Source organism: Streptomyces sp. NPDC087215, assembly GCF_044744885.1.
Lineage (GTDB): Bacteria > Actinomycetota > Actinomycetes > Streptomycetales > Streptomycetaceae > Streptomyces.
Window position 1 is genome coordinate 253474 of the sequence record NZ_JBIUZD010000004.1, and the last position, 25100, is coordinate 278573.

The following is a 25100-nucleotide window of genomic DNA, read 5'->3' on the forward strand; positions in this document are numbered from 1 at the left end:
ATCGTGAGATGTGATCGGTTCGGGCCAACGAGCAGTGAGCATACGTGCTCGGAGGGCCCCGCGTCGAACAGGAACCACGACGGACCTGCCGCCGGGCGCGCGTACGACCGGTAATGCCCGCTCCTGTCCGGTCCGTGAAACCTGTGTGCCGGGGCCTGAGCCGGTCTGGGACCATGGGCCGTATGAGCGCTGCTACCCCTCCCACCGAGCGTCGGGTCTCCGCCCGCATCGGTGCGATCTCCGAGTCCGCCACCCTCGCCGTCGACGCCAAGGCCAAGGCCCTCAAGGCCGCCGGGCGCCCGGTGATCGGCTTCGGCGCCGGTGAGCCCGACTTCCCGACCCCGGACTACATCGTCGACGCGGCCGTCGAGGCCTGCAAGAACCCGAAGTACCACCGCTACACGCCGGCGGGCGGGCTGCCCGAGCTGAAGGCCGCCATCGCCGCCAAGACGCTGCGCGACTCCGGCTACGAGGTCGACGCCTCCCAGGTCCTGGTGACCAACGGCGGCAAGCAGGCGATCTACGAGGCGTTCGCGGCGATCCTCGACCCGGGCGACGAGGTCATCGTCCCGGCGCCGTACTGGACGACGTACCCGGAGTCGATCCGGCTCGCGGGCGGTGTCCCGGTGGAGGTCGTGGCCGACGAGACCACCGGCTACCGCGTCTCGGTGGAGCAGCTGGAGGCGGCCCGCACGGAGCGGACCAAGGTGGTCCTCTTCGTGTCGCCGTCCAACCCGACCGGCGCGGTCTACAGCGAGGCGGACGCCGAGGCGATCGGCCGCTGGGCCGTCGAGCACGGCCTGTGGGTCCTCACCGACGAGATCTACGAGCACCTGGTCTACGGCGACGCGAAGTTCACCTCGCTCCCGGCGATCGTCCCCGAACTGCGCGACAAGTGCATCGTGGTCAACGGTGTGGCGAAGACGTACGCGATGACCGGCTGGCGCGTGGGGTGGATCGTGGGCCCGAAGGACGTCGTGAAGGCCGCGGCGAACCTGCAGTCGCACGCCACCTCCAACGTGGGCAATGTCGCGCAGGTCGCCGCGCTCGCCGCCGTCTCGGGGAACCTGGACGCCGTCGCGGAGATGCGGGCCGCCTTCGACCGGCGCCGTCAGACGATCGTGCGGATGCTGAACGAGATCGAGGGCGTGTACTGCCCGACGCCGGAGGGCGCGTTCTACGCGTACCCCTCGGTGAAGGCGCTGCTCGGCAAGGAGATCCGCGGCAAGCGTCCGCAGACCTCGGTCGAGCTGGCGGCCCTGATCCTGGACGAGGCCGAGGTCGCGGTCGTCCCGGGCGAGGCCTTCGGCACCCCCGGCTATCTGCGCCTGTCGTACGCGCTGGGCGACGAGGACCTGGTGGAGGGCGTGTCCCGGCTGCAGAAGCTGCTGGCCGAGGCGACCGACTGAGTCAGGTCCGCCGAGCGACGGCTCTGACGGGCCCCGGTTCTTCGGAACCGGGGCCCGTTTTTGCGTTCTAGCGAGGTCCCGATCGGGGAAACGGGGTGTTCTCGTCCGTTCGGGTGCGGCAGGATCGGCCGATGGAGCATGTCTACCGCGATCTCAGCACCCTGCCCAAGGCCCATCTGCACCTGCACTTCACCGGTTCGATGCGGCCCTCGACCCTGCTCGAACTGGCCGACAAGTACGGGGTGAGCCTCCCCGAGGCGCTCAGGAGCGGTACGCCTCCGAAGCTGCGGGCGACCGACGAACGCGGCTGGTTCCGCTTCCAGCGCCTCTACGACATCGCCCGCTCCTGTCTGCGCTCCCCCGAGGACATCCAGCGGCTGGTGCGCGAGGCGGCCCAGGAGGACGTCAGGGACGGCTCGGGGTGGCTGGAGATCCAGGTCGACCCGACCTCGTACGCCCCTCATCTCGGCGGGCTCATTCCGGCGCTGGAGGTCATCCTCGACGCGGTCGACGCGGCCTCGCGGGAGACGGGCCTGGGGATGCGGGTCCTGGTGGCGGCGAACCGGATGAAGCACCCCCTGGAGGCGCGGACGCTCGCGCGGCTCGCGGTGCGGTTCGCTGACCGGGGCGTGGTCGGCTTCGGGCTCTCCAACGACGAGCGGCGGGGCTTGGCGCGGGACTTCGACCGGGCCTTCGCCATCGCGCGGGACGGCGGGCTGCTCGCGGCGCCGCACGGCGGGGAGCTGACGGGACCGGCGTCGGTGCGGGACTGCCTGGACGACCTGCGGGCGGCCCGGATCGGTCACGGGGTGCGGTCGGCGGAGGACCCCCGGCTGCTGCGGAAGCTCGCGGAGCGGGGGGTGACCTGCGAGGTCTGCCCGTCGTCGAACGTGGCGCTCGGGGTGTACGAGAAGCACGAGGACGTGCCCCTGCGGACGCTCTTCGAGGCGGGGGTGCCGATGGCGCTGGGCGCGGACGACCCGCTGCTCTTCGGCGCGCGGCTCGCGGCGCAGTACGAGATCGCCCGGCGGCACCACGGTTTCACCGACGAGGAGCTGGCGGAGCTGGCCCGGCAGTCGGTGCGGGGCTCGGCGGCCCCTCCGGACGTACGGGCGAAGCTGCTCGCGGGGATCGACGACTGGATCGCGGCCTGATCCCCGGGAGCCCGGCCCGCGTCCCCCGGGCCGCGTTTCGAAAGTCCCGCCTGCCTGCCGACGCCTGGCCCGCCCTAGAGGCTGACGCCCACGGTCACGGGCTCGTTGACCAGGGTGATCCCGAAGGCGTCCCTGACTCCGGCGACGACCTCGCGGGCGAGCGCGAGCAGGTCCTCGGTGGTCGCCGCGCCCCGGTTGGTGAGCGCGAGCGTGTGCTTGGTGGAGATCCGGGCGGGCCCGGTCCCGTACCCCTTGGTGAATCCGGCCCGGTCGATCAGCCAGGCGGCGGAGGTCTTCACCGCGCCGTCCGCGCCCGCCGGGAAGGCGGGCGGGGTGACGTCCGCGCCGAGCCGCCCGGCCACGCGGGTGAGGAAGGTCTCGTACTCCTGCGCCGTGAGGACCGGGTTGGTGAAGAAGGACCCCGCCGACCAGGTGTCGTGGTCCTCCGGGTCCAGGACCATGCCCTTCCCCGCGCGCAGGGCGAGGACGGTCTCGCGGGCCTTCGCCAGCGGTACCCGGTCCCCCGCCTCCACGCCGAGGGCGCGGGCGGTCTCCGGGTACTTGAGCGGGGCGGACATCCCGTCCGCGTCCTCCAGCTCGAAGCGGACCCGCAGCACCACGTACCGCTCGGGGTGCTCCTTGAAGAGGCTGTGCCGGTACGAGAAGGCGCACTCGGCGTTGCTGAGGGTGACGGTCTCCCCCGCGTGCCGGTCGTACGCGACGACCTCGGTCACGGTGGCGGAGACGTCCTGCCCGTAGGCACCGACGTTCTGGATCGGGGTGGCGCCCGCCGAGCCGGGGATGCCGGCCAGGCACTCGATCCCGGCCAGTCCGGCTTCGACGGTCCGGGCTACGGCGTCCGTCCAGACCTCACCGGCGGCGAGTTCGAGCCGGGTGCCGTCCAGGGTGAAGCCGGTGGTGGCGACGCGCAGCGCGGTGCCGTCGAAGCCCGCGTCCCCGATGACGAGGTTGGAGCCGCCGCCGACGACCAGCAGCGGTGTCCCGGCGGCGTCGGCCTCGCGGACGGCCGCGACCACCTCGTCGTCCGTGGTGGCCGTGACGAGCCGGGCGGCGGGCCCGCCGAGCCGGAAGGTGGTCAGGGGGGCGAGGGGGGCGTCGTTGAGGAGCTGCACGGGGCCAAGGGTACGTAATCCATTGCGTGCGTAATGGATTACGTACCCTTGTCGGCCCTCAGCCCAGCTGGACCACGGCCCGGCTCATCCCCAGGACCTTCTGGCCGGCGCAGGTCGCGGTGAGGTCGACGCGGACCCGGCGGTCGTCCAGTTTGGCCGCGACCTTGGCCGAGACCTCGATCACGGCACCGGTTCCGTCGTTCGGGACGACGACCGGCTTGGTGAAGCGGACGCCGTACTCGACGACGGCGGCGGGGTCACCGGCCCAGTCGGTGACGACCCGGACCGCCTCGGCCATGGTGAACATGCCGTGGGCGATGACGTCGGGGAGGCCGACCTCCACCGCGAACTTCTCGTTCCAGTGGATGGGGTTGAAGTCGCCGGAGGCCCCGGCGTACTGGACGAGCGTGGCGCGCGTCACGGGGAAGCTGCCCGCGGGCAGCTCGGTGCCGACCTCGACCTCGTCGTAGGCGATCTTCGCGGTCATGGTCAGGCCCCCTCGGGTGCGCGGGACACGAGCTTGGTCCAGGCGGTCACGACGTGTTCGCCGGAGGCGTCGTGGACGTCGCCGCGGATGTCCACGATGTCGTTGCCCGCGAGGGACTTGATCGCCTCGATGGTGGAGGTGACCGAGAGCCGGTCCCCGGCGCGGACGGGCCGGGTGTAGGCGAACTTCTGGTCGCCGTGCACGACGCGGCTGTAGTCCAGGCCGAGCTGCGGGTCCTCGACGACCGCGCCGGCCGCCTTGAACGTGATGGCGAACACGAAGGTGGGCGGGGCGATCACATCGGGGTGCCCGAGCGCCCCGGCCGCCTCGGTGTCGGTGTACGCGGGATTCGCGTCGCCGATCGCCTCGGCGAACTCGCGGATCTTCTCGCGGCCGACCTCGTAGGGCGCGGTGGGCGGATAGGTCCGGCCCACGAAGGACTGGTCGAGCGCCATGGGCTCGTACCTCCTGGATCTGTTGCCGACAAACGACACGAGGCCGCCCCCGAGTGGGGACGGCCTCGTGTACGAGCCTGGTTAGCGCGTCTCGCGGTGCGCCGTGTGAGAGTTGCAGCGAGGGCAGTGCTTCTTCATCTCAAGTCGGTCCGGGTCGTTACGCCGGTTCTTCTTGGTGATGTAGTTCCGCTCCTTGCACTCCACGCAGGCCAGCGTGATCTTCGGGCGGACGTCGGTGGCAGCCACGTGAGTGCTCCTTGGACGGACGGTGGGACGGATGAACGCATAAAAGGGTAGCCGATCGAAGGACCGACCCCGCAATCGGCTACCGTGTGTAGCGGTGACCGGACTTGAACCGGTGACACAGCGATTATGAGCCGCTTGCTCTACCGACTGAGCTACACCGCTTTGATGATCCGGATCCCGCCCGAAAGCGGAATCCCTCTCACCAGAGCCCCAATACGGAATCGAACCGTAGACCTTCTCCTTACCATGGAGACGCTCTACCGACTGAGCTATTGGGGCGAGCGAGGAAGACATTACACGGTCCCCCGCCCATCACCCAAATCCGTTTCCCGGTACCCCCACGGGGGTCCCCACCAGGGCGTCCTCAGGTGTCTCGTACGCCACTCGTGGCCTCATCGGTACGACTATTGCGTTCCTCCTCGAAGCTCGGTCCGGGCGCCCCTAGGCTCGGGCCCACGCTGCGTGATCTTGATCTTGAGGAGCCTTGAGGAGCCCGATGTCAGCCGACAGCAAGCAGCCCCAGCCGCCGCCCGAGGACGGTGCCACCACCGCCGACACGACCTCGCTCCTGCTCTCCCACGCCCGGCTCACCGACGGACGGACCGTCGACGTCCGCATGGCCGGCGGCCGTATCGAGGCCGTCGGCACCGCCGGGAGCCTCACCACCGTCGGAGCCCGGGTCGACCTCACCGGCTATCTGCTGCTGCCCGCCGCCGCCGAACCCCACGCCCACGCCGACACCGCCCTCTCCGCCGACTCCCCCGGCCCCGTCTCGTACGCCCCCGACGAGGTGCAGCGGCGGGCCACCGAGGCGGCGCTGCTCCAGCTGGGCCACGGGGCGACCGCACTGCGCGCGCACGTGCGGACCGGGGACGTGCAGGAGCTCGGGCCGCTCAAGGCGGTGCTCCGGGCCCGGCGCTCGCTGCGCGGGCTCGTGGACCTGACCGCCGTGGCCGTGCCCCGGCTGCTCACCGGGGTGGCGGGCGCGGACGGCCTGGCGATGCTGCGGGACGCGGTGAGGATGGGTGCGGGCGTGGTCGGCGGCTGCCCGGACCTCGACCCCGACCCCTCCGGGTACGTGGAGGCGGTCCTCGACGTGGCCGCCGAGCACGGTGTCCCGGTGGACCTGCACACGGACGGCGGGGACCCGGCGCGGCTCGCGCGGCTCGCGGCGATGGCCGGGGGGCTGCGGCCCGGGGTGACGATCGGGCCGGGCGCGGGGCTCGGACGGCTGCCGCTGGAGGCGGCGCGGCGGGCGGCCGACGGGCTCGCGGCGGCGGGGGTGGCGGTGGTGTGCCTGCCACAGGGCGGCTGCGGGAACACCGAGCGGCGCGGGGTCGCCCCGGTGCGGCTGCTCCGGGCGGCGGGGGTGCGGGTCGCGGCGGGCAGCGGGGCGCTGCGGGACGTGGCGAACCCGGTGGGGCGGGGCGATCCGCTGGAGGCGGCGTACCTGCTGGCCTCGCTCGGGGGGCTGCGGGCGGAGGAGGCGTACGGGGCGGTGAGCACGGAGGCACGGGCGGTGATGGGGCTGCCGGAGGTGCGGGTGGAGGCCGGTTTCCCGGCGGAGCTGGTGGCGGTGCGGGGCGGGCGCCTCTCGGGGGTGCTGTCGCTGGCGTACAGCCGGATCGTGGTGCACCGGGGGCGGGTGGTGGCGCGGACGAGCGCGGTGCGGGAGTACTGCGACTCGGCGGCGGCGCTCGACCTGCCGAGGCAGGCGCGGCCGGAGCGTCCGCCGGAGCCGGGGGGCCCTCCGGCCGGTCCCGTCGTACGGTCGTGAGTATGCGCATCGTCATCGCTGGAGGACACGGACGGATCGCCCTGCGCCTGGAGAGGCTGCTCTCGGCCGCCGGGCACGAACCGGTGGGGATCGTCCGCAGACCGGAACAGGCGGGGGACCTGCGGGAGGCGGGTGCGGAGCCCGTGGTGCTGGACCTGGAGTCGGCGCCGGTCGCGGAGGTCGCGGAGGTACTGCGGGGCGCGGACGCGGCGGTCTTCGCGGCGGGCGCGGGGCCGGGCAGCGGGGCGGACCGCAAGGACACGGTGGACCGGGCGGCGGCGGTGCTGTTCGCCGACGCGGCGGAGCGGGCGGGGGTGCGGCGGTTCGTCGTGGTCTCGTCGATGGGGGCGGACGCGGGGCATCCGGGGGACGAGGTCTTCGACGCGTACCTGCGGGCGAAGGGGGCGGCGGACGACGAGGTCAGGTCACGTCCGGCGCTGGACTGGACGATCCTGCGGCCGGGGGCGCTGACGGACGACGCGGGGAAGGGCACGGTCCGGTTGGGCGCCGCGACGGGCCGGGGTCCGGTGCCCCGGGACGACGTGGCGGCGACGATCGCCGAACTCCTGGACACTCCGGCGACGGCGGGCCTGACCCTGGAACTGGTCGCGGGCTCGACGCCGCTGTCGGTCGCGGTGAAGGACGTGGCGGGCAACTGAACCGGGCCCCGCGAAGGGGTCGGCGGGAGGGGCCGCCGGAAACGAGTGAAGGTCCCCGGTGCGAACACCGGGGACCTTCTTCACGTGGCGACGCCAGGATTCGAACCTGGGTAGGCTAAGCCGACGGATTTACAGTCCGCTCCCATTGGCCACTCGGGCACATCGCCATGAGATCGCTGCCGTGGAGCTCCGCTTTGCTGCGGTGTTCCGTGGCAACGACGTAAACGATACCTGATCCCCGGGGGTGCTCCGCCACCGGATTGATCAGCGGTTCCGGCCCCGGCTCACCCCCTAGGCTTTGGGCTGTATCCCACAGCATCCGAGCAAGGAGCCACGAGTTCATGGCCGACTCCAGTTTCGACATCGTGTCCAAGGTCGAGCGGCAGGAGGTCGACAACGCCCTCAACCAGGCCGTGAAGGAGATCTCGCAGCGTTACGACTTCAAGGGCACCAACGCCTCGATCTCCTGGTCGGGCGAGAAGATCCTCATGCAGGCGAGCGGCGAGGAGCGCGTCCTGGCGATCCTCGACATCTTCCAGTCCAAGCTGATCAAGCGCGGGATCTCCCTCAAGTCGCTGGACGTCGAGGGTGACCCGCAGTTGTCCGGCAAGGAGTACAAGCTCTTCGCCTCCGTCCAGGAGGGCATCTCCCAGGAGAACGCCAAGAAGGTCGCGAAGGTCGTCCGGGACGAGGGCCCCAAGGGCGTCAAGGCGCAGGTGCAGGGCGACGAACTGCGCGTCAGCTCGAAGAGCCGGGACGACCTGCAGGCCGTCCAGGCGCTGCTCAAGGGCAAGGACTTCGACTTCGCGATCCAGTTCGTGAACTACCGCTGAGGCCGTCGCGGTCCACGGGGACGTCGGTGCTCCGGGCCGGAGCGCGGGTCGAGGGCACGGCGGGCACGGGAGACGTGCGTGCCGTGCCCTCGGGCCGTCCGGCCGCTCTCGGGGGCGGGTCGTGACGGTGGCGTCGGCGGGTGCGGCCGGTCGCGCCTGGTCCGTCCGGTCGCGCGGGCGGGTGGCAGGCTGACCGCATGACCTTCGGCCCCGCCTCGGACGACACCTGGCTCACTCCCGCCGAACCGGCGCCGTTCCGGGGTGACGAGCCCTTCCGGGGCGCGGACGCGGGGACGGTGCTGGACTTCTGGCGTTACGCGCTGCCCGATCTGCGGAGCAACACCACCCGGGGGCTGCTCGCGGAGTTCCTGGTGCACCGGGCGGTGGGCGCGGTCCGGCGGAACACCGAGTGGGAGAGCTTCGACGTCCTGGCGCCGGACGGCCTCAGGATCGAGGTGAAGACGAGCGCCTACCTCCAGGCGTGGCCGCAGGCCCGGCTGTCGGACATCCGCTTCTCCCGGCTGCGCGGACGGGTCTGGACCCCCGAGGGCGGCAGCGCGGCGGAGCAGTCGTACAACGCCGACGTGTACGTCTTCGCCCTCCACATCGCGCGTGACCACTCCGCGTACGACCCGCTCGACATCGGCCAGTGGCACTTCCACGTCGCCTCCCGGGCGGCCGTCGAGGCGACCGGTCAGGCCGGTGTGGGGCTGGCCTCGGTGCGGCGGCTCTGCGGCGGGCCGACGGACTACGCGGGGCTCGCGGACCGGATCGCGGCCCGCGCGCCCGCCGCTCCGGGCGGTGGCGCGGGCGGGGCGGCCGGGGCGTGATCCGGTGCGGGGGACCTCCGCCGGAGCGTCCAGGCTCGTGTCCGATTTCCGCCAGCTCCGGACCGGGCGGGCCCCGCACACTGGAGGAGGAAGACCTGTGCGGGAGAGGAACCAGCCATGACCGTGTACGCGTACGTCAGCGGCCCCCTGGGCGAGATGCTGCTCGTCGGGGAGCCCGTGGGAGAGGGCCGCGCCGTGCTGCGCTCGCTGTCCCTGCCGGGGCAGAAGGGCGGCGCCGGGGTCGAGGACGGGTGGACGGCCGCGCCCGGGGCCTTCGCGGAGGCCGCCGGGCAGCTGGGCGAGTACTTCGACGGGCGCCGCGACCGGTTCGACCTGCCGTTCGCCGAGGACGCGGGGACCGTGTTCCAGCGGCGCGTCTGGGCGGCCCTGGAGGAGATCCCGTACGGCACGACCGTCTCGTACGGGGAGATCGCCCGGCGGGTCGGCTCGCCGGGCACCGGGGTACGGGCCGTGGGGACCGCGATCGGGCGCAATCCGCTGCTCGTGGTGCGGCCCTGCCACCGGGTGGTCGGGGCGGACGGGAGCCTGCGCGGGTACGCGGCCGGGCTCGACCGCAAGGAGCGGCTGCTGGGCCTGGAGGGGGCCCTGGGGTGACCGAGGGACTGTTCCCGCGCGAGCGGGCCACGGTGGCGCCGGGCGCGGTGCACGTACCCGGGTGGCTGTCGTCCGCGCGCCAGCGGGAGCTGGTGGATGCCTGCCGGGAGTGGGGGCGGGGGCCGGTGCCCTACCGGCGGACCGAGCTGCCCGGCGGGGGCGTGATGTCGGTGCGTTCGCTGTGTCTGGGCCGTCGCTGGGTGCCGTACCGCTATCTCGACGCGGTCGCCGTGCCGGTGCCCGACACGCTCGTGGCGCTCGGCCGGGAGGCGGTCGCGGAGGCGTACGGCGACGACGGGGGTTTCACGCCGGACACCGCGCTGGTGAACTTCTACGCGCCGGGGGCGCGGATGGGGATGCACCAGGACCGGGAGGAGCGTTCGGGTGCGCCGGTGGTGTCGCTGAGCCTCGGGGACCGGTGTGTGTTCCGGCTGGGCAACGAGGAGGGCAGGGGGCGGCCGTACCGGGACGTCGAGCTGGCGTCCGGGGACCTGTTCGTGTTCGGCGGGCCCTCGCGGTGGGTCCATCACGGGGTGCCCAAGGTCCTCTCGGGGACGGCCGACCCCGCGCTCGGGCTGACCGGCCGGCTCAACATCACCCTGCGGGAGACCGGACTCCAGGACCTCCCCTGACTCTCCCGACTTCCCGCTGTGCGCGCTCGCAAATGGGGTGGTTCGTCCCTGGAGGGCGTTCGGGGCGGGACGGCGGGCTTCCGCTCTGTGCGTGGCCGTCTCGATCGCGACCGGGCGGAGAGACTCGTGCGATGCCTTCTCAGTCCTACTGTCGTTTCGTCGTACTGGTATCCCGGAACATATGCGGGAGGGGCTCGCCGTGTCCGTTTCCGCGCCCCGTGGTAGCCACGGGCCCGACCTGTCCGGCTTTGCTCCCGTTCGCTTTCGCGGACGGATTTCATTCGAGGACGAGCCGGACTCCCGCCGCCCTGAGGCCGTCGGTGTACTCCTGGAAGGTCGCCGGGCGGGGGCCGCTCCACGGCTGGACGCCCAGGCAGGCGCGGGACACGTCGGAGCGGTGCCAGACGAGGGTGGTGTCCGCGAGGAGCCGGCCGAGGGCCCGGGGCGTCCCGGCGCAGAGGGTGCGGCCGGGGCCGTGGACGGCCTCGCCGAGGGCGCAGCGCAGGGCGTCCTCGTCGACGGCGTCGGTGCCGTCGAGGTGGTACGTGGTGCCGGGGACGATCTCGGGGACGTCGTACGAGTGGCGGACCGCCTGGCGCAGCCACTCGGCGCGGGCGGCGCCGGTGAAGCGGCGCCAGGTCCCGGGCTCGGCGGGCCGGTCGCGGTGCCACAGTTCCCAGACCTCCCGGGTCCGGTGCGGTATCAGGCCCGCGCGCGGGAAGGCGACGGTGAGGTCCGTCAGGCCGTGGCGGCGGACGGAGGTGTCCCAGCCGGTGACGCGGCCCGCCTCGGCCTCGTGGTGGTCGTCGCCGAAGTGGCCGAGGACCTGGTAGCGGACGGCCCCGTACTCCTCGGCACCGGCCGCGAGGGCGTCCCGCAGGCCGCCGCGCGGCGAGCAGCCCAGGAAGGTGACCTCGGTGTGGGTGCGGGTCTCCGGCGGCGAGGGGGTGGCGGGGACGATGTTGCCGCAGGGGACGGCGGGGTCCTCGGTGTCGGCCCCGGTGGCCCCGGTGTGCTCGGTCGCCCCGGTGTGCTCGGTCGCCCCCGTGGGTCTCCCGTACGAGCGGCGGGGGCCGCCCGTGGACTCGACGGTGACGACGTCGCCGCGGGCGCCGAGGACGCGGCAGTCGCCGAAGCGCCAGACGAGGCCGTCGTGGGTGCGGACGTGGAGGGTGCCGAGCGGGGCGGTGCCCTCGACGACCGCCTCGGTGACGGCTCGGGCGAGTTCGCCCCGGGGTTCGCAGCCGCGGATCTCGTGGACGGCGCGGGGCGGCGGGGCGGGCTCGCCGTACAGCCCGTCGACGTCCTCGCAGAGCGCGAGCGCGTGACGGCCGGAGAGGAGCGCGTACCGGGGGTGGTGCACCGGGCTCAGTGGCCCTGTCGGCCGTACGCCGGATACGCCTGGTCGCTGGGGACGATCTCCTTGCCGAGGGGCAGCAGCGAGACCGGGATCATCTTGAAGTTCGCGATGCCCAGCGGGATGCCGATGATCGTGAGGCAGAGGGCGATGCCGGTGGTGATGTGGCCGAGAGCGAGCCACCAGCCCGCCAGGATCAGCCAGAGGACGTTGCCGACGCAGGAGGGGGCTCCGGCGTCACCGCGGTCCACGACGGTCTGGCCGAAGGGCCACAGGGCGTAGAGGCCGATGCGGAAGGCGGCGAGGCCGAAGGGTATGCCGATGATCGTGATGCAGAGCAGGACGCCCGCCAGCATGTAGCCGAGGAACATCCAGAATCCGCAGAGGACCAGCCATATGACGTTCAGGATCGTCTTCACGGGCGGTGACCTGCCATCTTCTCGAGCCGGGCGATGCGCTCGGCCATCGGCGGATGGGTGGAGAACATCTTGGAGAGTCCCTGCCCCGGACGGAACGGGTTGGCGATCATCATGTGGCTCGCGGTCTCGATCCGGGGCTCGGGGGGCAGCGGCAGCTGCTTGGTGCCCGCTTCCAGCTTGCGCAGGGCACTGGCCAGGGCGAGCGGGTCGCCGGTGAGCTGCGCGCCGGAGGCGTCGGCCTCGTACTCGCGGGAGCGGGAGATGGCGAGCTGGATCACCGAGGCGGCGATCGGGCCCAGGATCATGATCAGGAGCATCCCGAGCAGCCCCGGTCCGTCGTCGTCGTTGGAGCGGCCGATGGGGATCAGCCAGGCGAAGTTCACCAGGAACATGATCACCGAGGCGAGTGCTCCGGCGACCGAGGAGATGAGGATGTCCCGGTTGTAGACGTGGCTCAGCTCATGGCCGATGACCCCGCGCAGTTCGCGCTCGTCCAGGATCGCGAGGATGCCCTCGGTGCAGCAGACGGCGGCGTTGCGCGGATTGCGGCCGGTCGCGAAGGCGTTCGGCGCCTGGGTCGGCGAGATGTACAGCCGTGGCATGGGCTGACGGGCCTGGGTGGAGAGCTCCCGCACCATCCGGTAGAGGGCGGGGGCCTCGAATTCGCTGACCGGGCGGGCCCGCATGGCCCGGAGCGCCAGCTTGTCGCTGTTCCAGTACGCGTACGCGTTGGTGCCGAGCGCCACGACGAGCGCGACGATCAGTCCCGTACGCCCGAAGAAGCTGCCGATGACGATGATGAGGGCGGAGAGCCCTCCGAGGAGTACGGCGGTCCTCAGCCCGTTGTGCCGGCGGTGCACGGTACGCCCTCCAAGTGGTGCGGCAGGGGAACCCTTTGCTTCGTGGTCGTCCACTCGTCCAGTGGACCCTTCCGTACTGGTCAACGCCAGGCGGGAAGCTGCGGTTCCCCCGGCCGTACCGGGGAGCGGTGTGAGCCGTCCGGGTGATCAGCGGGCCGCGGGGACCTTGGTGTGCTCCAGCGGCGTGGCGACGGGCTCGACCTCGCTGGTGCAGTGGGCGCAGCGGGTGGCGATGGCCGGGATCTCGGTGAAGCAGCGGGGGCAGTCGCGCTTCTCGGCCTTGGGGTCGGCGGCCTCCGCCTTGGCGAACCTGTCCTGGACCTTCGCCAGCGGGGCGACGATCAGGAAGTAGAGGACGGCCGCGGTGATCACGAAGGCGATGGCGGCGGAGATCGCCAGACCGTAGGGGAAGACGGTCCTGCCGACGTGGAACTGGGCGTCGTTGAAGTTGCCGACGGTGCCGGTGGCGAGACCGATGAGCGGGGTGATGAACGCCTTGCTGAAGCCGGTGACGACGGCCGTGAACGCGGTTCCGACGGCCAGGCCGATGGCCATCGAGATGACGTTCCCGCGAAGGATGAAGTCCTTGAATCCGTTCAGCACGGGGTGAAGCTCCTCGGTTTTTTCCTGTGGGGGGGGGACGGAACGGTTCTGGGGGTCAGAACAGGCTGTTCGCGGCGAAGCGGAGGGCGAACTGCGGATAACCCGACAGGACGACTCCGGCGGCGACGGTCAGCGCGATCGCCGCGGTGACCGGCACGGGGGCCCGGTGGGGAACGGTCCCGCCCTCGGGAGCGCGGAACAGCAGCGCGGTCCAGCGGAGGTAGTAGTACAGCGCGATCACGACGTTCAGGGCCATGACCACGGCCAGCCAGCCGAGGCCCGCGTCAATGGCCGCCGAGAAGACGGTCACCTTGGCGAAGAGGCCGATGATACCCGGGGGCAGACCGGCCAGGTTCAGCAGGAAGAAGGCGAGCGCGAGGGCGGCGGCGGGGGCCGTCGCGAACAGGCCCCGGTGGTCGGCGAGGCGGTTCTGCGGGTGGCGGCGGGCGACCAGCGCGACCACCGCGAACGCGCCGAGGTTCACGACGGCGTACATCAGGGCGTACGCGACGGTGGCGCCGATCTGGTGGTCGCCGGAGTACGCGGCGGCGGCGATCGGCACCAGGAGGTAGCCCGCCTGGGCGACGGACGACCAGGCGAGGAGCCGTACCGCGCTCCACGCGCGCGTGGACGACTGGCGCAGGGCGGCGACGTTGCCCGCGGTCATGGTCAGCGCGGCCAGGACGGCGAGCGCGGGCCCCCACACGTCCGCGTACGAGGGGAAGGCGACGACGGTCACCAGGATGAGCCCGGTGAAGCCGACGGCCTTGCCGACGACCGAGAGGTAGGCGGCCACCGGCAGCGGGGCGCCGACGTAGGTGTCGGGGACCCAGAAGTGGAAGGGGACGGCGGCCGTCTTGAAGGCGAAGCCGACCAGGGTGAGGGCCACGCCCGTCCCGACGAGGGTCTGGAGCTGAGGGGGCACGTCGTCGAGGCGGTGGGCCAGCTCGGTGAGGTGGAGGGTGCCGGTCGCCGCGTAGACGAAGCTCACACCGAGCAGGGTGACGGCGGTCGCGGTGACCGACGACAGGAAGAACTTGAGCGCCGCCTCACCGGACCTGCGGTCGCCGCGCTTGAGGCCGACGAGCGCGAACGCGGGCAGCGAGGCGACTTCGAGGGCGACGACGAGGGTCGCCAGGTCCCGGGAGGCGGGCAGCAGGGCGGCTCCGGCGGCCGAGGCGAGGAGCAGGAACCAGAACTCGCCCGCCGGGAGCCTCTCGCGGGTCTCGGTGAAGGAGAGCAGCGCGGTGACGAGCGCGCCGCCGAGGACCAGGAGCTGGATGACGAGGGTGAAGTGGTCGGCGGTGTAGCTGCACGCCCTGACCTGGGTGTCGGCCGTCAGGCAGAACGTCGAGCGGTCACCGGCCCGCAGCGGCACCAGGAGCGCGAGGGAGGCGGCCAGACCGCCGGTCGCCGTCCAGCCGAGGACGGCCTTGCGGCCCTCGGGGAGGAACAGGTCCGCGACGAGGACCACGAGGGCGGTCACGGCCGTCAGGGTCGGGGGCGCGATCGTGAGCCAGTCGACGGACTGGACGAGCGACGGGGTCACTGGGTGCCTCCGGCGAGGAGCTTCTGGACGGCCGGGTCGGTGAGGCCGAGGAGGACCGCGGGCCAGAGTCCGGCGAGGACGGTGAGGGCGACGAGCGGGGTCCAGGCGGCGAACTCGTACCCCTGGACGTCCGCGATCGGCGGCTCGCCCGCGGGCCGGGGGCCGCCCATGCAGACCCGGCGGACGACGAGGAGCAGATAGGCGGCGGTGAGGAGGGTGCCGAACGCGCCGATCGCCATGAAGGTGAGGAACGCGGGGCGGCTGAGGCCCTCGGCCGGGTCGAAGGCGCCGAACAGGGCCAGCATCTCGCCCCAGAACCCGGCGAGCCCCGGCAGGCCGAGGGAGGCGACGGCGGCGAACGCGAGGAGCGCGCCGAGGCGGGGGGCCCGGCCGTAGAGGGCGGCGCCGGTGGCCCCGGCGAGGGTGTCGAGGTCGGCGGTGCCGTACCGGTCCTTGACCGCGCCGACCAGGAAGAACAGCAGGCCGGTGACGAGGCCGTGGGCGATGTTGGCGAAGAGGGCGCCGTTGACGCCGGTGGGGGTCATGGTGGCGATGCCGAGGAGGACGAAGCCCATGTGGCCGACGGAGGAGTACGCGACGAGCCGCTTGAGGTCGCCCTTGTTGCCGGGCCGGACCAGGGCGAGGCAGGCGAGCGAACCGTAGACGATCCCGACGACGGCGAAGGCCGCGAGGTACGGGGCGAAGGTCCGCATCCCGTCGGGGGCGATCGGCAGCACGATCCGGACGAAGCCGTACGTGCCCATCTTGAGCAGCACTCCGGCGAGGAGCACCGAGCCGACCGTCGGGGCGGCGGTGTGGGCGTCCGGGAGCCAGCTGTGCAGCGGCCACATCGGGGTCTTCACGGCGAGCCCGAGCGCGATCGCCAGGACGGCGACGACCTGCACCGACGCGGTCAGTCCCCGGCCGTTGTCCGTGGCCAGTGCCACCATGTCGAAGGTGCCCGCCTTCACGCCGATGAGGAGCAGGCCGAGCAGCATGACGACCGAGCCGAGCAGCGTGTAGAGGATGAACTTCCAGGCGGCGGCGCGCCGGGCCCCTCCGCCCCAGCGGGCGATGAGGAAGTACATCGGGACGAGGACCGTCTCGAAGGCCAGGAAGAACAGGACGAGGTCGAGGACGGCGAAGGTGGCGAGGGTGCCGGACTCCAGGACGAGGAGCAGGGCGACGAAGGCCTTGGGGGACGGGCCCTCGGGCATCTTGTAGTAGCTGTACAGCGCGCAGAGGAAGGCCAGGAGCGCGGTCAGGACCAGGAGGGGGAGGGAGATGCCGTCGACACCGAGGTGGACGCGCACGTCGAGTGCCCTGATCCAGCTGATGTCCGTGGTGGCCTGCATCCTCGACGGCTGGTCGTGGTCGAAGCCGAGGACGAGGACGATCGCGCCGAGGAGGACCGCGCCGGTGACGGTGACACCGTGCCGGAGGACGGCCTGCTCGGGCGACCTCCCCTTCAGCCCCGGCGGGGCGGGGAGGAAGGCGGCGGCGGCGCCGACGAGCGGCCCGACGACGAGCGCCACGAGAAGGAACTGCATCACGGATTCGGGGATGTCGAGCACGGCTCACGCTCCGGCGACGGCGTTGGCGAGGGCGACGGCGACGATCGCCAGGACGACGGAGCCGGCGAGCAGGGCGCTGAGATAGGTCTGCACGTTGCCGGTCTGGGCGCGGCGGACGAGCCGGCCGAGGACCTTGGCGGAGCCCGCGGCCCCGCTCACATAGGTGTCGACGACCTCGCGGTCCAGGAAGCGGACCAGGGAGGCGGCGGCGAGGACGGGCCGGACGAAGAGGGTCCGGTGGACGGTGTCCAGGTGGAAGCCGTCGGCGGCCGGGCCGTACAGCGGGCCCAGGAGGGCGCGGCCGGGGTCGGCCGGGTCTTCGGCGGGGTGCGGCAGCCGTAGCGCCTCGGCCTCGACGAGACCGGCGTCGGTGTCCGGGCGGTCCAGGTCGACGTGCGGGGCGGGGGCGGCGGCCGGGGTCCTGGCGGCGAGGGTGCGCCAGAGCGCGTAGGTGACGGCCGCTCCGGCGACGGCGAGCCCGGTGCCGAGGACGGCGGTGGTGAGCGTCGGGGTGAGGGCGCCGCCGTCGAACCAGTCGCCGAGAGGGGCGGCGGTCAGGCCGAAGCCGAGGGAGGGGATCGCGAGGACCCACAGGACGGCGGTCATGGCGATCGGCTGGCGGCCGTGGTCCGGGACGGCCGGGCCCCGGCCCCGGAAGGTCCGCAGCCAGAGGCGGAGCGCGTAGGCGGCGGTGAGGAGGGCGGTCAGGAGCCCGGCGACGAGGACGGTCCAGCCCGCCCCGGCGGGGGCGACGGTCCGTTCGCCGAGTGCGGTGTGCTCGGCGGCCACCAGGACGGCCTCCTTGGAGAAGAAGCCCGCGAACGGCGGGATCGCGGCGAGCGCGAGCAGGGCGACGGTCATCGTCCAGTACGCGTCCGGGACGCGCTTGGCGAGGCCGCTCACACGGGACATCGCGGTCAGCGAGTTCGTCCCGGCGGCGTGGATGACGGTGCCCGCGGCGAGGAAGAGGAGCGCCTTGAAGGCGGCGTGGGAGAGGAGGTGGAAGACGGCGGCGCCCCGGTCGCCGACGGCGAGGGCACCGGCCATGTAGCCGAGCTGGCCGATCGTCGAGTAGGCCAGGACGCGTTTGATGTCGTCCTGGGCGAGGGCGGCGAGCGCCGAGCCGACCATGGTGATCGCGGCCATCACCGCGAGCACCGTCATGGCGGCGGCGGAGGCGGCGAAGACGGGCAGCAGCCGGGCGGTGAAGTAGATGCCGGCGGCGACCATCGTCGCCGCGTGGATGAGCGCGGAGACGGGGGTGGGTCCGGCCATGGCGTCGGGGAGCCAGGTGTGCAGCGGGAACTGCGCCGACTTGCCCGCGACACCGGCGAGCAGCAGCAGCGCGATCAGGGTGGGGTGGTCGAGGCCGCCGCTCGCGACGGCGCCGAGGACGCCCGTGATGCGGAAGGTGCCCGCGTCGGCGGCGAGCGCGAAGAGGCCGATGAGGAAGGGGACGTCACCGAGCTTGGTGACGAGGAAGGCCTTCAGGGAGGCGGCGCGCGCCTCGGGGGTCTCCCAGTAGTGGCCGACGAGGAAGTACGAGCAGATGCCCATGACCTCCCAGCCGACGAGGAGGACCATCAGGTCGCCGGAGTAGACGACGAGCAGCATCGCGGCGGTGAAGAGGGAGACGAGCGCGGCGTACGAGGGGTAGCGCGGGTCCTCGCGGAGGTAGCCGGTCGAGTAGATCTGCACACAGGTGGCGACCACGCCGACGAGGACGGCGACGAGGGCCGCGAAGCCGTCGATGTGGAGGGCCAGGTCGATCGGGACCGAGCCGGTGGGGGTCAGCTGGGTGGCGGCGTCGATCGCCTTCCCGCCGCCCTGCCGGAAGGCGACGAGGACGGCCAGGACGGCGGCGGCGAGCGTCGGCAGCACGGCCAGCGGGCGGACGAATCCGGGCGCCTTCCGGCCGAGGAGGAGTCCGGCGGCGGCGCCGAGGAACGGCAGGAGCGGGACGAGGACGGCCAGGGTCGTGGTGGTCACGCGGTGGCCTCGGCCTTCTCGCCGGTGGGCGTCTCGTCGGTACGGGTCACGGGCGGGTCGTCCGGGGAGCCGGGGCCGGGGTGCTCCGCCGTGTCGCGGAGCCGGTCGATGTCCGCGGTGCCCCGGTTGCGGTACACCATCAGGACGATCGCGAGGCCGATGCCGATCTCGGCGGCGGCGACGGCGATGGTGAAGAGGGTGAGGGCCTGTCCGGCGTGGAGGGCGTCGCGGAGCCAGACGTCGAAGGCGACCAGGTTCAGGTTGACGGCGTTGAGCATCAGCTCGACGGACATCAGGACCAGGATCGCGTTGCGGCGGGCGAGGACGCCGTAGACGCCGACGCAGAAGAGGAGGGCGGCGAGGACCGCCGGATAGGCGAGGTGCATCAGTTCTCCCCGTCCTTGTCCTTCTTCTCGGCCGTCTTCCCGGCCGTCTCCTCGACCGTCTTCCCGGCCGTCTTCCCGGCCGCCTTCTCAGCCGTCTTCCCGGCCTTCCGGGACAGCACGATGGAGCCGACCAGGGCGGCGAGCAGGAGCACGGACAGCGCCTCGAACGGCAGGACCCAGTGCCGGAAGAGGATCGAGCCGGTCACCTCGGTGGAGCCCTGGACGGCTCCGTCCAGGTCGATCCAGGTCGCGCGGAACGCGTCGACGACGACCCAGACGAGGGCGACCGCGGCGGTCACGGCGACCGCGAGGGCGACCGGCCGGTTGCCGGAGTCGGCGTCCGGGGAGCGTCCGATGGGGGCCTTGGTGAGCATGAGGCCGAAGAGGAGGAGGACGACGACGGAGCCGACGTAGATCAGGACCTGGACCCAGGCGATGAACTCGGCCGTCAGGAGCAGGTACTCGACGGCGAGGCCGCCGAGCGCCACGACCAGCCAGAGCGCGGCGTGCACGAGCTGCCGGGTGGTGACCGTGACGACGGCCGCGCCGAGGGTGACGAGTCCGACCAGGACGAAGGCGATCTCGACGCCCGTCGGGGAGAGGAAGCCGTGGGTCTGCTGCTGTGCGGCGGTGGCCGTGGCCACCGCCGTGGTGACTGCCGGGATCACGCCTGGTCCTCCTGGGCCGCGGCCTCCGCGACCGCCTTCTCGGCCGCCGCCGCTGCCTTCTCGGCCGCCTTGCGGGCCGCGGCGATCTCCTTCGGTTCCTCCGCGCGCGGGTCGAGCGCGGGCGGTTCGGGGACCGTCCACATCCACTCGCGGAGCTTGTCGCGTTCGTGGGTCAGCTCGTGGATGTCGGTCTCCGCGTACTCGAACTCCGGTGACCAGAACAGCGCGTCGAACGGGCACACCTCGATGCAGATGCCGCAGTACATGCAGAGCGAGAAGTCGATGGCGAACCGGTCGAGGACGTTCCGGCTGCGCTCGCGGCCGCCGGGGGCGGCGGCCGGGACGGTCTCCTTGTGGGAGTCGATGTAGATGCACCAGTCGGGGCACTCGCGGGCGCAGAGCATACAGACGGTGCAGTTCTCCTCGAACAGTCCGATGACCCCGCGCGTGCGGGGCGGCAGCTCGGGCTGGACGTCCGGGTACCGGGCGGTGACGGTCTTCCTCGTCATCGTGCGGAGCGTGACGGCGAGGCCCTTGGCGAGGCCGGAGCCGGGCAGGGGACGGGACCGCCCGGGGGGCGTCGTCGAGGGGCGGTGGTCGGGCGACGGGCGGGTCATTGCTGGATCGCCACCTTCACGATGCCGGTGAGCGCGATCTGCGCGAGCGCGAGCGGGACGAGGGTCGTCCAGGCGAACTTCTGGAGCTGGTCCTCGCGGAGCCGGGGGTAGCTGACCCGGAGCCAGATCACGACGAACGCGAGGACGGCGGTCTTGAGGAGCGTCCAGACCCAGCCGAGGCCGTCGCCGCCGAACGGGCCGTGCCAGCCGCCGAGGAACAGGACGGTGGTGAGGCCGCACAGGACGACGATGCCCGCGTACTCGGCGAGCAGGAACAGGGCGAAGCGCAGGCCGGTGTACTCGGTGTACGCGCCGAAGATGATCTCCGAGTCGGCGACCGGCATGTCGAACGGGGGCCGCTGGAGCTCGGCGAGGCCCGCCACGAAGAACACCAGGGCGCCGACGATCTGCCAGGGCAGCCACCACCACTCGAAGGCGTCCAGGATGCCGGGGAGGGAGACGGTGCCCGCCGCCATCGCCACGGAGGCGGCGGCGAGCAGCATCGGCAGCTCGTACGCGAGGAGCTGGGCGGCGGTCCTGAGGCCGCCGAGCAGCGAGAACTTGTTCGCGGACGCCCATCCGGCCATCAGGCTGCCGAGGACGCCGACGCCCATCACGGCGAGAACGAAGAAGATGCCCGCGTCGATCACCTGCCCGACGGCGCCCTCGCCCGGACCGACCGGGATCGCGAGGAGGACGAGCAGGTACGGGAGGAGGGCGACGGCCGGGGCCAGCTGGAAGACCCGCCGGTCGGCGGCGGCCGGGACCACGTCCTCCTTCTGCGCGAACTTCACCCCGTCGGCGACGAGCTGGGCCCAGCCGTGGAAACCACCGGCGTACATGGGCCCGAGGCGGCCCTGCATGTGGGCCATGACCTTGTGCTCGGTCTGCCCGACGACGAGCGGCAGCACGAGGAAGAGGACGAAGACGACGAGTAGCCGGAGGGCGACGTCGAGTACGTCGTTCACGCGGGATCGCCTCCGGCGGGGTGAGTGGGATCGGACGGGTCGGACGGGTCGGACGGGGGCGTGGGGGGATCGCCGGGGTCGCCTTCGCCGGAGTCGCCTCCGGCGGGCTCGCCTTCGGCGGGCGGGGTCGGGGGCGGGCCCGGCTCCGGGGCCAGGTCCGGGCTCGGGTCCGCCTCCGGGCCCGCGTCCGGGGTGTCGAAGGCCGGGCTGGCGTGGTGCCATGGGGCGTCCGTGCTGCGGGTGCGCGGGGTGGCCTGAGGCTCCGTGCCGTCCTCCGGCGGCTGCGCCTGGCTGACGGACCCGTCCGAGGCCGAACGGGAACGGCGGGGCGGTGCCTGGCTGACGGAGCCGTCCGAGGCCGAACGCGAGCGGCGCGGCGGACCGGTCGGCGCGGCCGGGGCCTCCGGCGCGGGCGACGCGTCCGGCTCCGGCGCGGGGAGTGTCCGGCTCGCCGAGCCGTCCGAGGCCGAGCGGGTGCGGCGCGGCGGGCGGGTGTCCGGGGCCGCCGGGGTGTCCGGCGTTTCCGGTGAGGTGGGGGGCGGGCCGGTCGGGGCGTCCGCCGTCGTGCGGGTGCGGCGGGGCGGGCGGTCGCCGGTGGCCGCGCGGGACGGGCGGGCCGGGGCCGGGGGGAGCTGGCCCTTCAGGGGGCCCCACTCGTTGGGGTCCGGGACGCCCGGCGGGAGCATCTGGCGGCGCTTGGGGCCGCCGTCGTGGGACTCGCCGGGTTCCTTCGCGCCGGGCCACGCCTTGGCGACCCGGGCCGCGAGGACGAAGTCCTTGCGCAGCGGGTGGCCCTCGAAGTTCTCGGGGAGGAGCAGCGGCACCAGGTGTGGGTGGCCGGTGAAGTCCACGCCGAACATCTCGTGGGTCTCGCGCTCGTGCCAGTCCGCGCCCGCGTAGATCCCCCGCGCGGTGGGCAGGGCGGCGGCCTCGTGCGGGACGGTCGTACGGACGAGGAGGCGGCGCGGGCGGCCGTCCGCGAGGGCCACCACGTGCGCGCAGACGCGGAAGCCGGTGCCGGGTTCGTCGACCGCGCTGAGCCAGTCGAAGTAGGCGCAGCCGAGGGTGTCGCGGGCCGTCTCCAGGGCGGTGAGCCAGGACGCGGGGGGTACGTCGACGGTCAGCAGGTCGTACGCGTGTTCCGCCGTCGCCGTCTCGCCGAAGAGCTCCGTGACGGCGCCGGGCAGGGAGTCGTACGCGGCGGCGGTCATGCCGTGCCTCCCGGCGGGGGCGTCAGGGGGCTGGTCAGCTGGGAGACCGTGGCGGCGGTGGCGTACCGCTCGGCGAGGTTCTCGCGGGCGATCTTCTCCTGGAGCTTGAGGATGCCCTGGAGGAGCGCCTCGGGGCGGGGCGGGCAGCCCGGCACGTACACGTCGACGGGGATGATCTGGTCGACGCCCTTGGTGACGGAGTACGAGTCCCAGTACGGGCCGCCGCAGTTGGAGCAGGCTCCGAAGGAGATGACGTACTTCGGTTCGGGCATCTGCTCGTACAGGCGCTTCACGGCCGGTGCCATCTTGTCGGTCACCGTGCCGGAGACGATCATGAGGTCGGCCTGGCGCGGGCCGGGGGCGAAGGGGATCACGCCGAGCCGGATGAAGTCGTGCCGGGCCATGGACGCGGCGATGAACTCGATGGCGCAGCAGGCGAGCCCGAAGTTGAAGACCCAGAGGCTGTAGCGGCGGCCCCAGTTGAGGACCACCTTCATCGGCTCGGGGGCGAGGCGGGCGAGCGGCCCCAGCTTCGGCGCGGGCAGGGGCACGGGCCCCTCGCCGGATCCGGGTGTCACATCCATGCCAGGACGCCCTTCTTGTACGCGTAGAGCAGTCCCACGGCCAGGAAGCCGAGGAAGACGAACATCTCGACCAGGGTCGTGGCGCCGTAGCCGGGCGCGGCGAAGACCGTCGCCCAGGGGAACAGGAAGATCGAGTCGACGGCGAAGATCACGTAGAGGAAGGCGTACACGTAGTAGCGGACCTGGGTGTGGGCCCAGCCCTCCCCCACCGGGTCGACGCCGCACTCGTAGGTGAGGAGCTTCTCGGGCGTCGGCACGACGGGCCGCAGCAGACGGCCTGCGCCGAACGCCACGGCGACGAAGAGCACGCCGAGGACGGCGAGCAGGCCGACGACGGAGTACGTCTGGAAGTAGTCCGCCGCGTCGGCCGCGACAACGGTCGGTTCCCGCACGTCCGCCCCTCGGTCTCGGTGTCTCAGGAGTCACTTCTGTCGGACGCGAGTCTAGGCCCTGCTAAAGGGCCCGTAAGCAGTCCCGTACGGCCCCGGTGGTGCGGTCCGGGCGGGGCGGGCGTACGGCTCCGGCCCGGACGCGGCGGGGGTCCGACAGGGGTTCGGTGGTGTGGGGACGGGGCGCGGGCGGGGGTACGGGGGCCTCCGGCGGGCGCGGCGGCGGGTCTTCGGCGAGGTCGGGGCGGGTGGGGCGCGGCCCGGGGAACGGCGGGCGCGGCCGGGGGCGGACGACTGCGCGCGGGCGGACGGCGGGGTCCGACCGAGGTGCCGTGGGGGGTCGGCGAGGCCGGGAAGGGGGGCGCGCGACCCCGGTCAGGACGGGGACGGGAGGGGGCGGTGGGGATATCCCCCCTGCCGCTCACCCACCTCCCCCATGGCGCCGGGCACGGCGCGACCGGCAGGCTGGGGAGCATGACCGCCGATCTTGACCCCGTCGAGGCCCGTGACCCCGCCGCCGCCCCGCCTCCCCCGAAGCGCACCGCGTACGGGAAGGAGACCTGGAAGGAGCTCGTCTTCCTGCTCTCCAATCTCGTCACGGCGCTGGTCGGTTTCGTGTACTCGGTGGTGAGCGTGCTGCTCGGGGTGGGCCTCTCGGTCACCGTGATCGGGCTGCCGCTGCTCGCGCTCGGGCTCGGCGGCGCGCGGCTGATCGGGCGCGCGGAGCGGGGGCGGGCGCGGGCGCTGCTGGGGGTGAAGGTGGCCGAGCCGTCGCCGCTGCCGTCGCGCGGGGGCTTCTTCGGCTGGCTGTGGGGTTCGCTGAAGGACCCGGTGGCGTGGCGGACCCAGTTGTACGGGCTGATCCGGCTGCCGTGGGGCATCCTCACGTTCACCGTGGCGCTGGTCTCGCTGATCGTGCTCTGGCCCGTGCTGCCGTTCCTGGCGCGGGGCCTGGCCAACGCGGACCGGGGCATGGTCCGGGGGCTGCTCTCGCCCTCCGACGAGCTGGAGCGGCGGATCGCCGAGCTGGAGTCGGACCGTGGGGTGGTCGTCGACACGGCCGCCGCCGATCTGCGGCGCATCGAGCGGGACCTGCACGACGGGGCGCAGGCGCGGCTCGTCGCGCTCGCGATGGGGCTCGGTCTGGCGAAGGAGAAGCTGCTGAACGATCCGGAGGCGGCGGCGACGATGGTCGACGAGGCGCACGGCGAGGTGAAGCTGGCGCTCCAGGAACTGCGGGACCTGGCGCGGGGCATCCACCCGGCGGTCCTGACCGACCGGGGTCTCGACGCGGCCCTGTCGGCGGTGGCGGGGCGGTGCACGGTGCCGGTGCGGGTGACCGTCGATCTGACGGAACGGCCCGCGGAGGCGATCGAGGGCATCGCGTACTTCACGGTGTCGGAGCTGCTGCAGAACGTCTCCAAGCACGCGCGGGCCAGGTCCGCGTCGGTGGAGGCGTGGCGGGCGGGCGACCGGCTGATGCTCCGGGTCAGGGACGACGGGGCGGGCGGGGCCGGGTTCGGCGGCGGTACGGGCCTCGCGGGGCTCGCGGAGCGGCTGGGCGCGGTGGACGGCCTGCTGGTCCTGGACTCGCCGGAGGGCGGCCCGACGACGGTGACGGCGGAACTGCCGTGGCGCTCCCGCCCCGGGCGGTGAGCGGTCCCTCACGGGCGGGACCGGGCGGGCGGGACCGGGC

Annotated in this window: 27 protein-coding genes and 3 tRNA genes; 9 read left to right on the forward strand and 21 right to left on the reverse strand. The window is 72.9% G+C overall.

Going from position 1 to position 25100, the window contains the following annotated elements; genetic code table 11:
• The first annotated feature begins 182 nt into the window (after positions 1-182).
• Both ACIO92_RS13980 and ACIO92_RS13985 read left to right on the forward strand, forming a co-directional pair.
• The gene (locus ACIO92_RS13980) at positions 183-1409 is read left to right on the forward strand and encodes a pyridoxal phosphate-dependent aminotransferase (protein WP_366439671.1); all 1227 of its coding nucleotides are present in this window, start codon (positions 183-185) and stop codon (positions 1407-1409) included.
• 131 nt (positions 1410-1540) lie between these two features.
• Entirely contained in the window at positions 1541-2563 is a 1023-nt protein-coding gene (locus tag ACIO92_RS13985; RefSeq protein ID WP_366439672.1) for an adenosine deaminase, read from the forward strand.
• 74 nt (positions 2564-2637) lie between these two features.
• Here the strand turns inward: ACIO92_RS13985 and ACIO92_RS13990 are convergent, their stop codons facing one another.
• The 6 genes from ACIO92_RS13990 to ACIO92_RS14015 form a co-directional block, all read right to left on the reverse strand.
• A complete protein-coding gene (locus ACIO92_RS13990; RefSeq protein ID WP_366439673.1) occupies positions 2638-3696 on the reverse strand; it encodes a UDP-N-acetylmuramate dehydrogenase in 1059 nt (352 codons plus the stop codon).
• 58 nt (positions 3697-3754) lie between these two features.
• The gene (locus tag ACIO92_RS13995) at positions 3755-4183 is read right to left on the reverse strand and encodes a MaoC family dehydratase (RefSeq protein WP_366439674.1); all 429 of its coding nucleotides are present in this window, start codon (positions 4181-4183) and stop codon (positions 3755-3757) included.
• Positions 4184-4185: 2 nt separating this feature from the next.
• The gene (locus ACIO92_RS14000; RefSeq protein ID WP_366439675.1) at positions 4186-4638 is read right to left on the reverse strand and encodes a MaoC family dehydratase N-terminal domain-containing protein; all 453 of its coding nucleotides are present in this window, start codon (positions 4636-4638) and stop codon (positions 4186-4188) included.
• A gap of 81 nt (positions 4639-4719) precedes the next feature.
• Entirely contained in the window at positions 4720-4884 is a 165-nt protein-coding gene (gene rpmG, locus ACIO92_RS14005; protein ID WP_006604855.1) for a 50S ribosomal protein L33, read from the reverse strand.
• Between the two features lie 89 nt (positions 4885-4973).
• Positions 4974-5046: transfer RNA gene (locus ACIO92_RS14010), tRNA-Met, on the reverse strand.
• Positions 5047-5090: 44 nt separating this feature from the next.
• Positions 5091-5163 (reverse strand) — tRNA-Thr (locus tag ACIO92_RS14015).
• A 217-nt stretch (positions 5164-5380) separates the two neighbouring features.
• On the opposite strand from ACIO92_RS14015, the gene ACIO92_RS14020 reads away from it, so the two are divergent.
• Entirely contained in the window at positions 5381-6661 is a 1281-nt protein-coding gene (locus ACIO92_RS14020; protein ID WP_401236676.1) for an amidohydrolase family protein, read from the forward strand.
• 2 nt (positions 6662-6663) lie between these two features.
• Positions 6664-7320 (forward strand): SDR family oxidoreductase, encoded by a 657-nt coding sequence (locus ACIO92_RS14025; protein WP_366439677.1) that lies wholly within the window; start codon positions 6664-6666, stop codon positions 7318-7320.
• 85 nt (positions 7321-7405) lie between these two features.
• On the opposite strand, the gene ACIO92_RS14030 is transcribed toward ACIO92_RS14025, so the two are convergent.
• Positions 7406-7487: transfer RNA gene (locus ACIO92_RS14030), tRNA-Tyr, on the reverse strand.
• A gap of 174 nt (positions 7488-7661) precedes the next feature.
• Here ACIO92_RS14030 and ACIO92_RS14035 point away from each other — a divergent pair.
• The 4 genes from ACIO92_RS14035 to ACIO92_RS14050 all read left to right on the forward strand — a co-directional run bounded on the left by ACIO92_RS14035 (position 7662) and on the right by ACIO92_RS14050 (position 10230).
• Entirely contained in the window at positions 7662-8153 is a 492-nt protein-coding gene (locus ACIO92_RS14035; RefSeq protein ID WP_351792955.1) for a YajQ family cyclic di-GMP-binding protein, read from the forward strand.
• Positions 8154-8350: 197 nt separating this feature from the next.
• On the forward strand, positions 8351-8983 hold the full coding sequence (locus ACIO92_RS14040) for a hypothetical protein (RefSeq protein ID WP_366439678.1): 633 nt from the start codon (positions 8351-8353) through the stop codon (positions 8981-8983).
• Between the two features lie 117 nt (positions 8984-9100).
• Complete coding sequence (locus tag ACIO92_RS14045) at positions 9101-9598, forward strand: methylated-DNA--[protein]-cysteine S-methyltransferase (protein ID WP_366439679.1); 498 nt, start codon at positions 9101-9103, stop codon at positions 9596-9598.
• Positions 9595-10230: an alpha-ketoglutarate-dependent dioxygenase AlkB gene (locus tag ACIO92_RS14050; RefSeq protein WP_366439680.1), complete on the forward strand. Its 636-nt coding sequence runs from the start codon at positions 9595-9597 to the stop codon at positions 10228-10230. Before ACIO92_RS14045 ends, ACIO92_RS14050 begins: the two co-directional genes overlap by 4 nt.
• A gap of 277 nt (positions 10231-10507) precedes the next feature.
• On the opposite strand, the gene ACIO92_RS14055 is transcribed toward ACIO92_RS14050, so the two are convergent.
• The 14 genes from ACIO92_RS14055 to ACIO92_RS14120 form a co-directional block, all read right to left on the reverse strand.
• Positions 10508-11593: a hypothetical protein gene (locus tag ACIO92_RS14055; protein WP_402281351.1), complete on the reverse strand. Its 1086-nt coding sequence runs from the start codon at positions 11591-11593 to the stop codon at positions 10508-10510.
• 5 nt (positions 11594-11598) lie between these two features.
• Positions 11599-12006 carry a YccF domain-containing protein gene (locus ACIO92_RS14060; RefSeq protein ID WP_366439682.1) on the reverse strand — a complete coding sequence of 136 codons (408 nt, stop codon included), beginning with the start codon at positions 12004-12006 and terminating at the stop codon, positions 11599-11601.
• On the reverse strand, positions 12003-12866 hold the full coding sequence (htpX, locus tag ACIO92_RS14065; RefSeq protein WP_351781140.1) for a zinc metalloprotease HtpX: 864 nt from the start codon (positions 12864-12866) through the stop codon (positions 12003-12005). Before htpX ends, ACIO92_RS14060 begins: the two co-directional genes overlap by 4 nt.
• Positions 12867-13013: 147 nt before the next feature.
• Positions 13014-13469: an MscL family protein gene (locus tag ACIO92_RS14070; protein ID WP_366439683.1), complete on the reverse strand. Its 456-nt coding sequence runs from the start codon at positions 13467-13469 to the stop codon at positions 13014-13016.
• 55 nt (positions 13470-13524) lie between these two features.
• Positions 13525-15018 (reverse strand): NADH-quinone oxidoreductase subunit N, encoded by a 1494-nt coding sequence (locus tag ACIO92_RS14075; RefSeq protein ID WP_366439684.1) that lies wholly within the window; start codon positions 15016-15018, stop codon positions 13525-13527.
• Positions 15015-16568: an NADH-quinone oxidoreductase subunit M gene (locus ACIO92_RS14080; protein ID WP_366439910.1), complete on the reverse strand. Its 1554-nt coding sequence runs from the start codon at positions 16566-16568 to the stop codon at positions 15015-15017. The genes ACIO92_RS14075 and ACIO92_RS14080 overlap by 4 nt, the downstream gene beginning before the upstream one ends.
• A gap of 27 nt (positions 16569-16595) precedes the next feature.
• On the reverse strand, positions 16596-18581 hold the full coding sequence (locus tag ACIO92_RS14085; protein WP_366439685.1) for an NADH-quinone oxidoreductase subunit L: 1986 nt from the start codon (positions 18579-18581) through the stop codon (positions 16596-16598).
• Positions 18578-18967 (reverse strand): NADH-quinone oxidoreductase subunit NuoK, encoded by a 390-nt coding sequence (gene nuoK, locus ACIO92_RS14090; protein ID WP_402056651.1) that lies wholly within the window; start codon positions 18965-18967, stop codon positions 18578-18580. Before nuoK ends, ACIO92_RS14085 begins: the two co-directional genes overlap by 4 nt.
• Complete coding sequence (locus ACIO92_RS14095) at positions 18967-19635, reverse strand: NADH-quinone oxidoreductase subunit J (protein WP_402281355.1); 669 nt, start codon at positions 19633-19635, stop codon at positions 18967-18969. The genes nuoK and ACIO92_RS14095 overlap by 1 nt, the downstream gene beginning before the upstream one ends.
• A complete protein-coding gene (locus ACIO92_RS14100) occupies positions 19632-20252 on the reverse strand; it encodes an NADH-quinone oxidoreductase subunit I (protein WP_366439688.1) in 621 nt (206 codons plus the stop codon). The genes ACIO92_RS14095 and ACIO92_RS14100 overlap by 4 nt, the downstream gene beginning before the upstream one ends.
• On the reverse strand, positions 20249-21220 hold the full coding sequence (locus ACIO92_RS14105; protein WP_366439689.1) for a complex I subunit 1 family protein: 972 nt from the start codon (positions 21218-21220) through the stop codon (positions 20249-20251). The genes ACIO92_RS14100 and ACIO92_RS14105 overlap by 4 nt, the downstream gene beginning before the upstream one ends.
• Positions 21217-22431: an NADH-quinone oxidoreductase subunit C gene (locus ACIO92_RS14110; RefSeq protein WP_402281357.1), complete on the reverse strand. Its 1215-nt coding sequence runs from the start codon at positions 22429-22431 to the stop codon at positions 21217-21219. Before ACIO92_RS14110 ends, ACIO92_RS14105 begins: the two co-directional genes overlap by 4 nt.
• Positions 22428-23015, reverse strand: coding sequence for an NADH-quinone oxidoreductase subunit B family protein (locus ACIO92_RS14115; RefSeq protein WP_366439691.1), 588 nt, complete (start codon positions 23013-23015; stop codon positions 22428-22430). Before ACIO92_RS14115 ends, ACIO92_RS14110 begins: the two co-directional genes overlap by 4 nt.
• Positions 23006-23407: an NADH-quinone oxidoreductase subunit A gene (locus tag ACIO92_RS14120; protein WP_366439692.1), complete on the reverse strand. Its 402-nt coding sequence runs from the start codon at positions 23405-23407 to the stop codon at positions 23006-23008. The genes ACIO92_RS14115 and ACIO92_RS14120 overlap by 10 nt, the downstream gene beginning before the upstream one ends.
• A gap of 471 nt (positions 23408-23878) precedes the next feature.
• On the opposite strand from ACIO92_RS14120, the gene ACIO92_RS14125 reads away from it, so the two are divergent.
• Positions 23879-25060 carry a sensor histidine kinase gene (locus tag ACIO92_RS14125; protein ID WP_402056662.1) on the forward strand — a complete coding sequence of 394 codons (1182 nt, stop codon included), beginning with the start codon at positions 23879-23881 and terminating at the stop codon, positions 25058-25060.
• Positions 25061-25100: the final 40 nt, after the last annotated feature.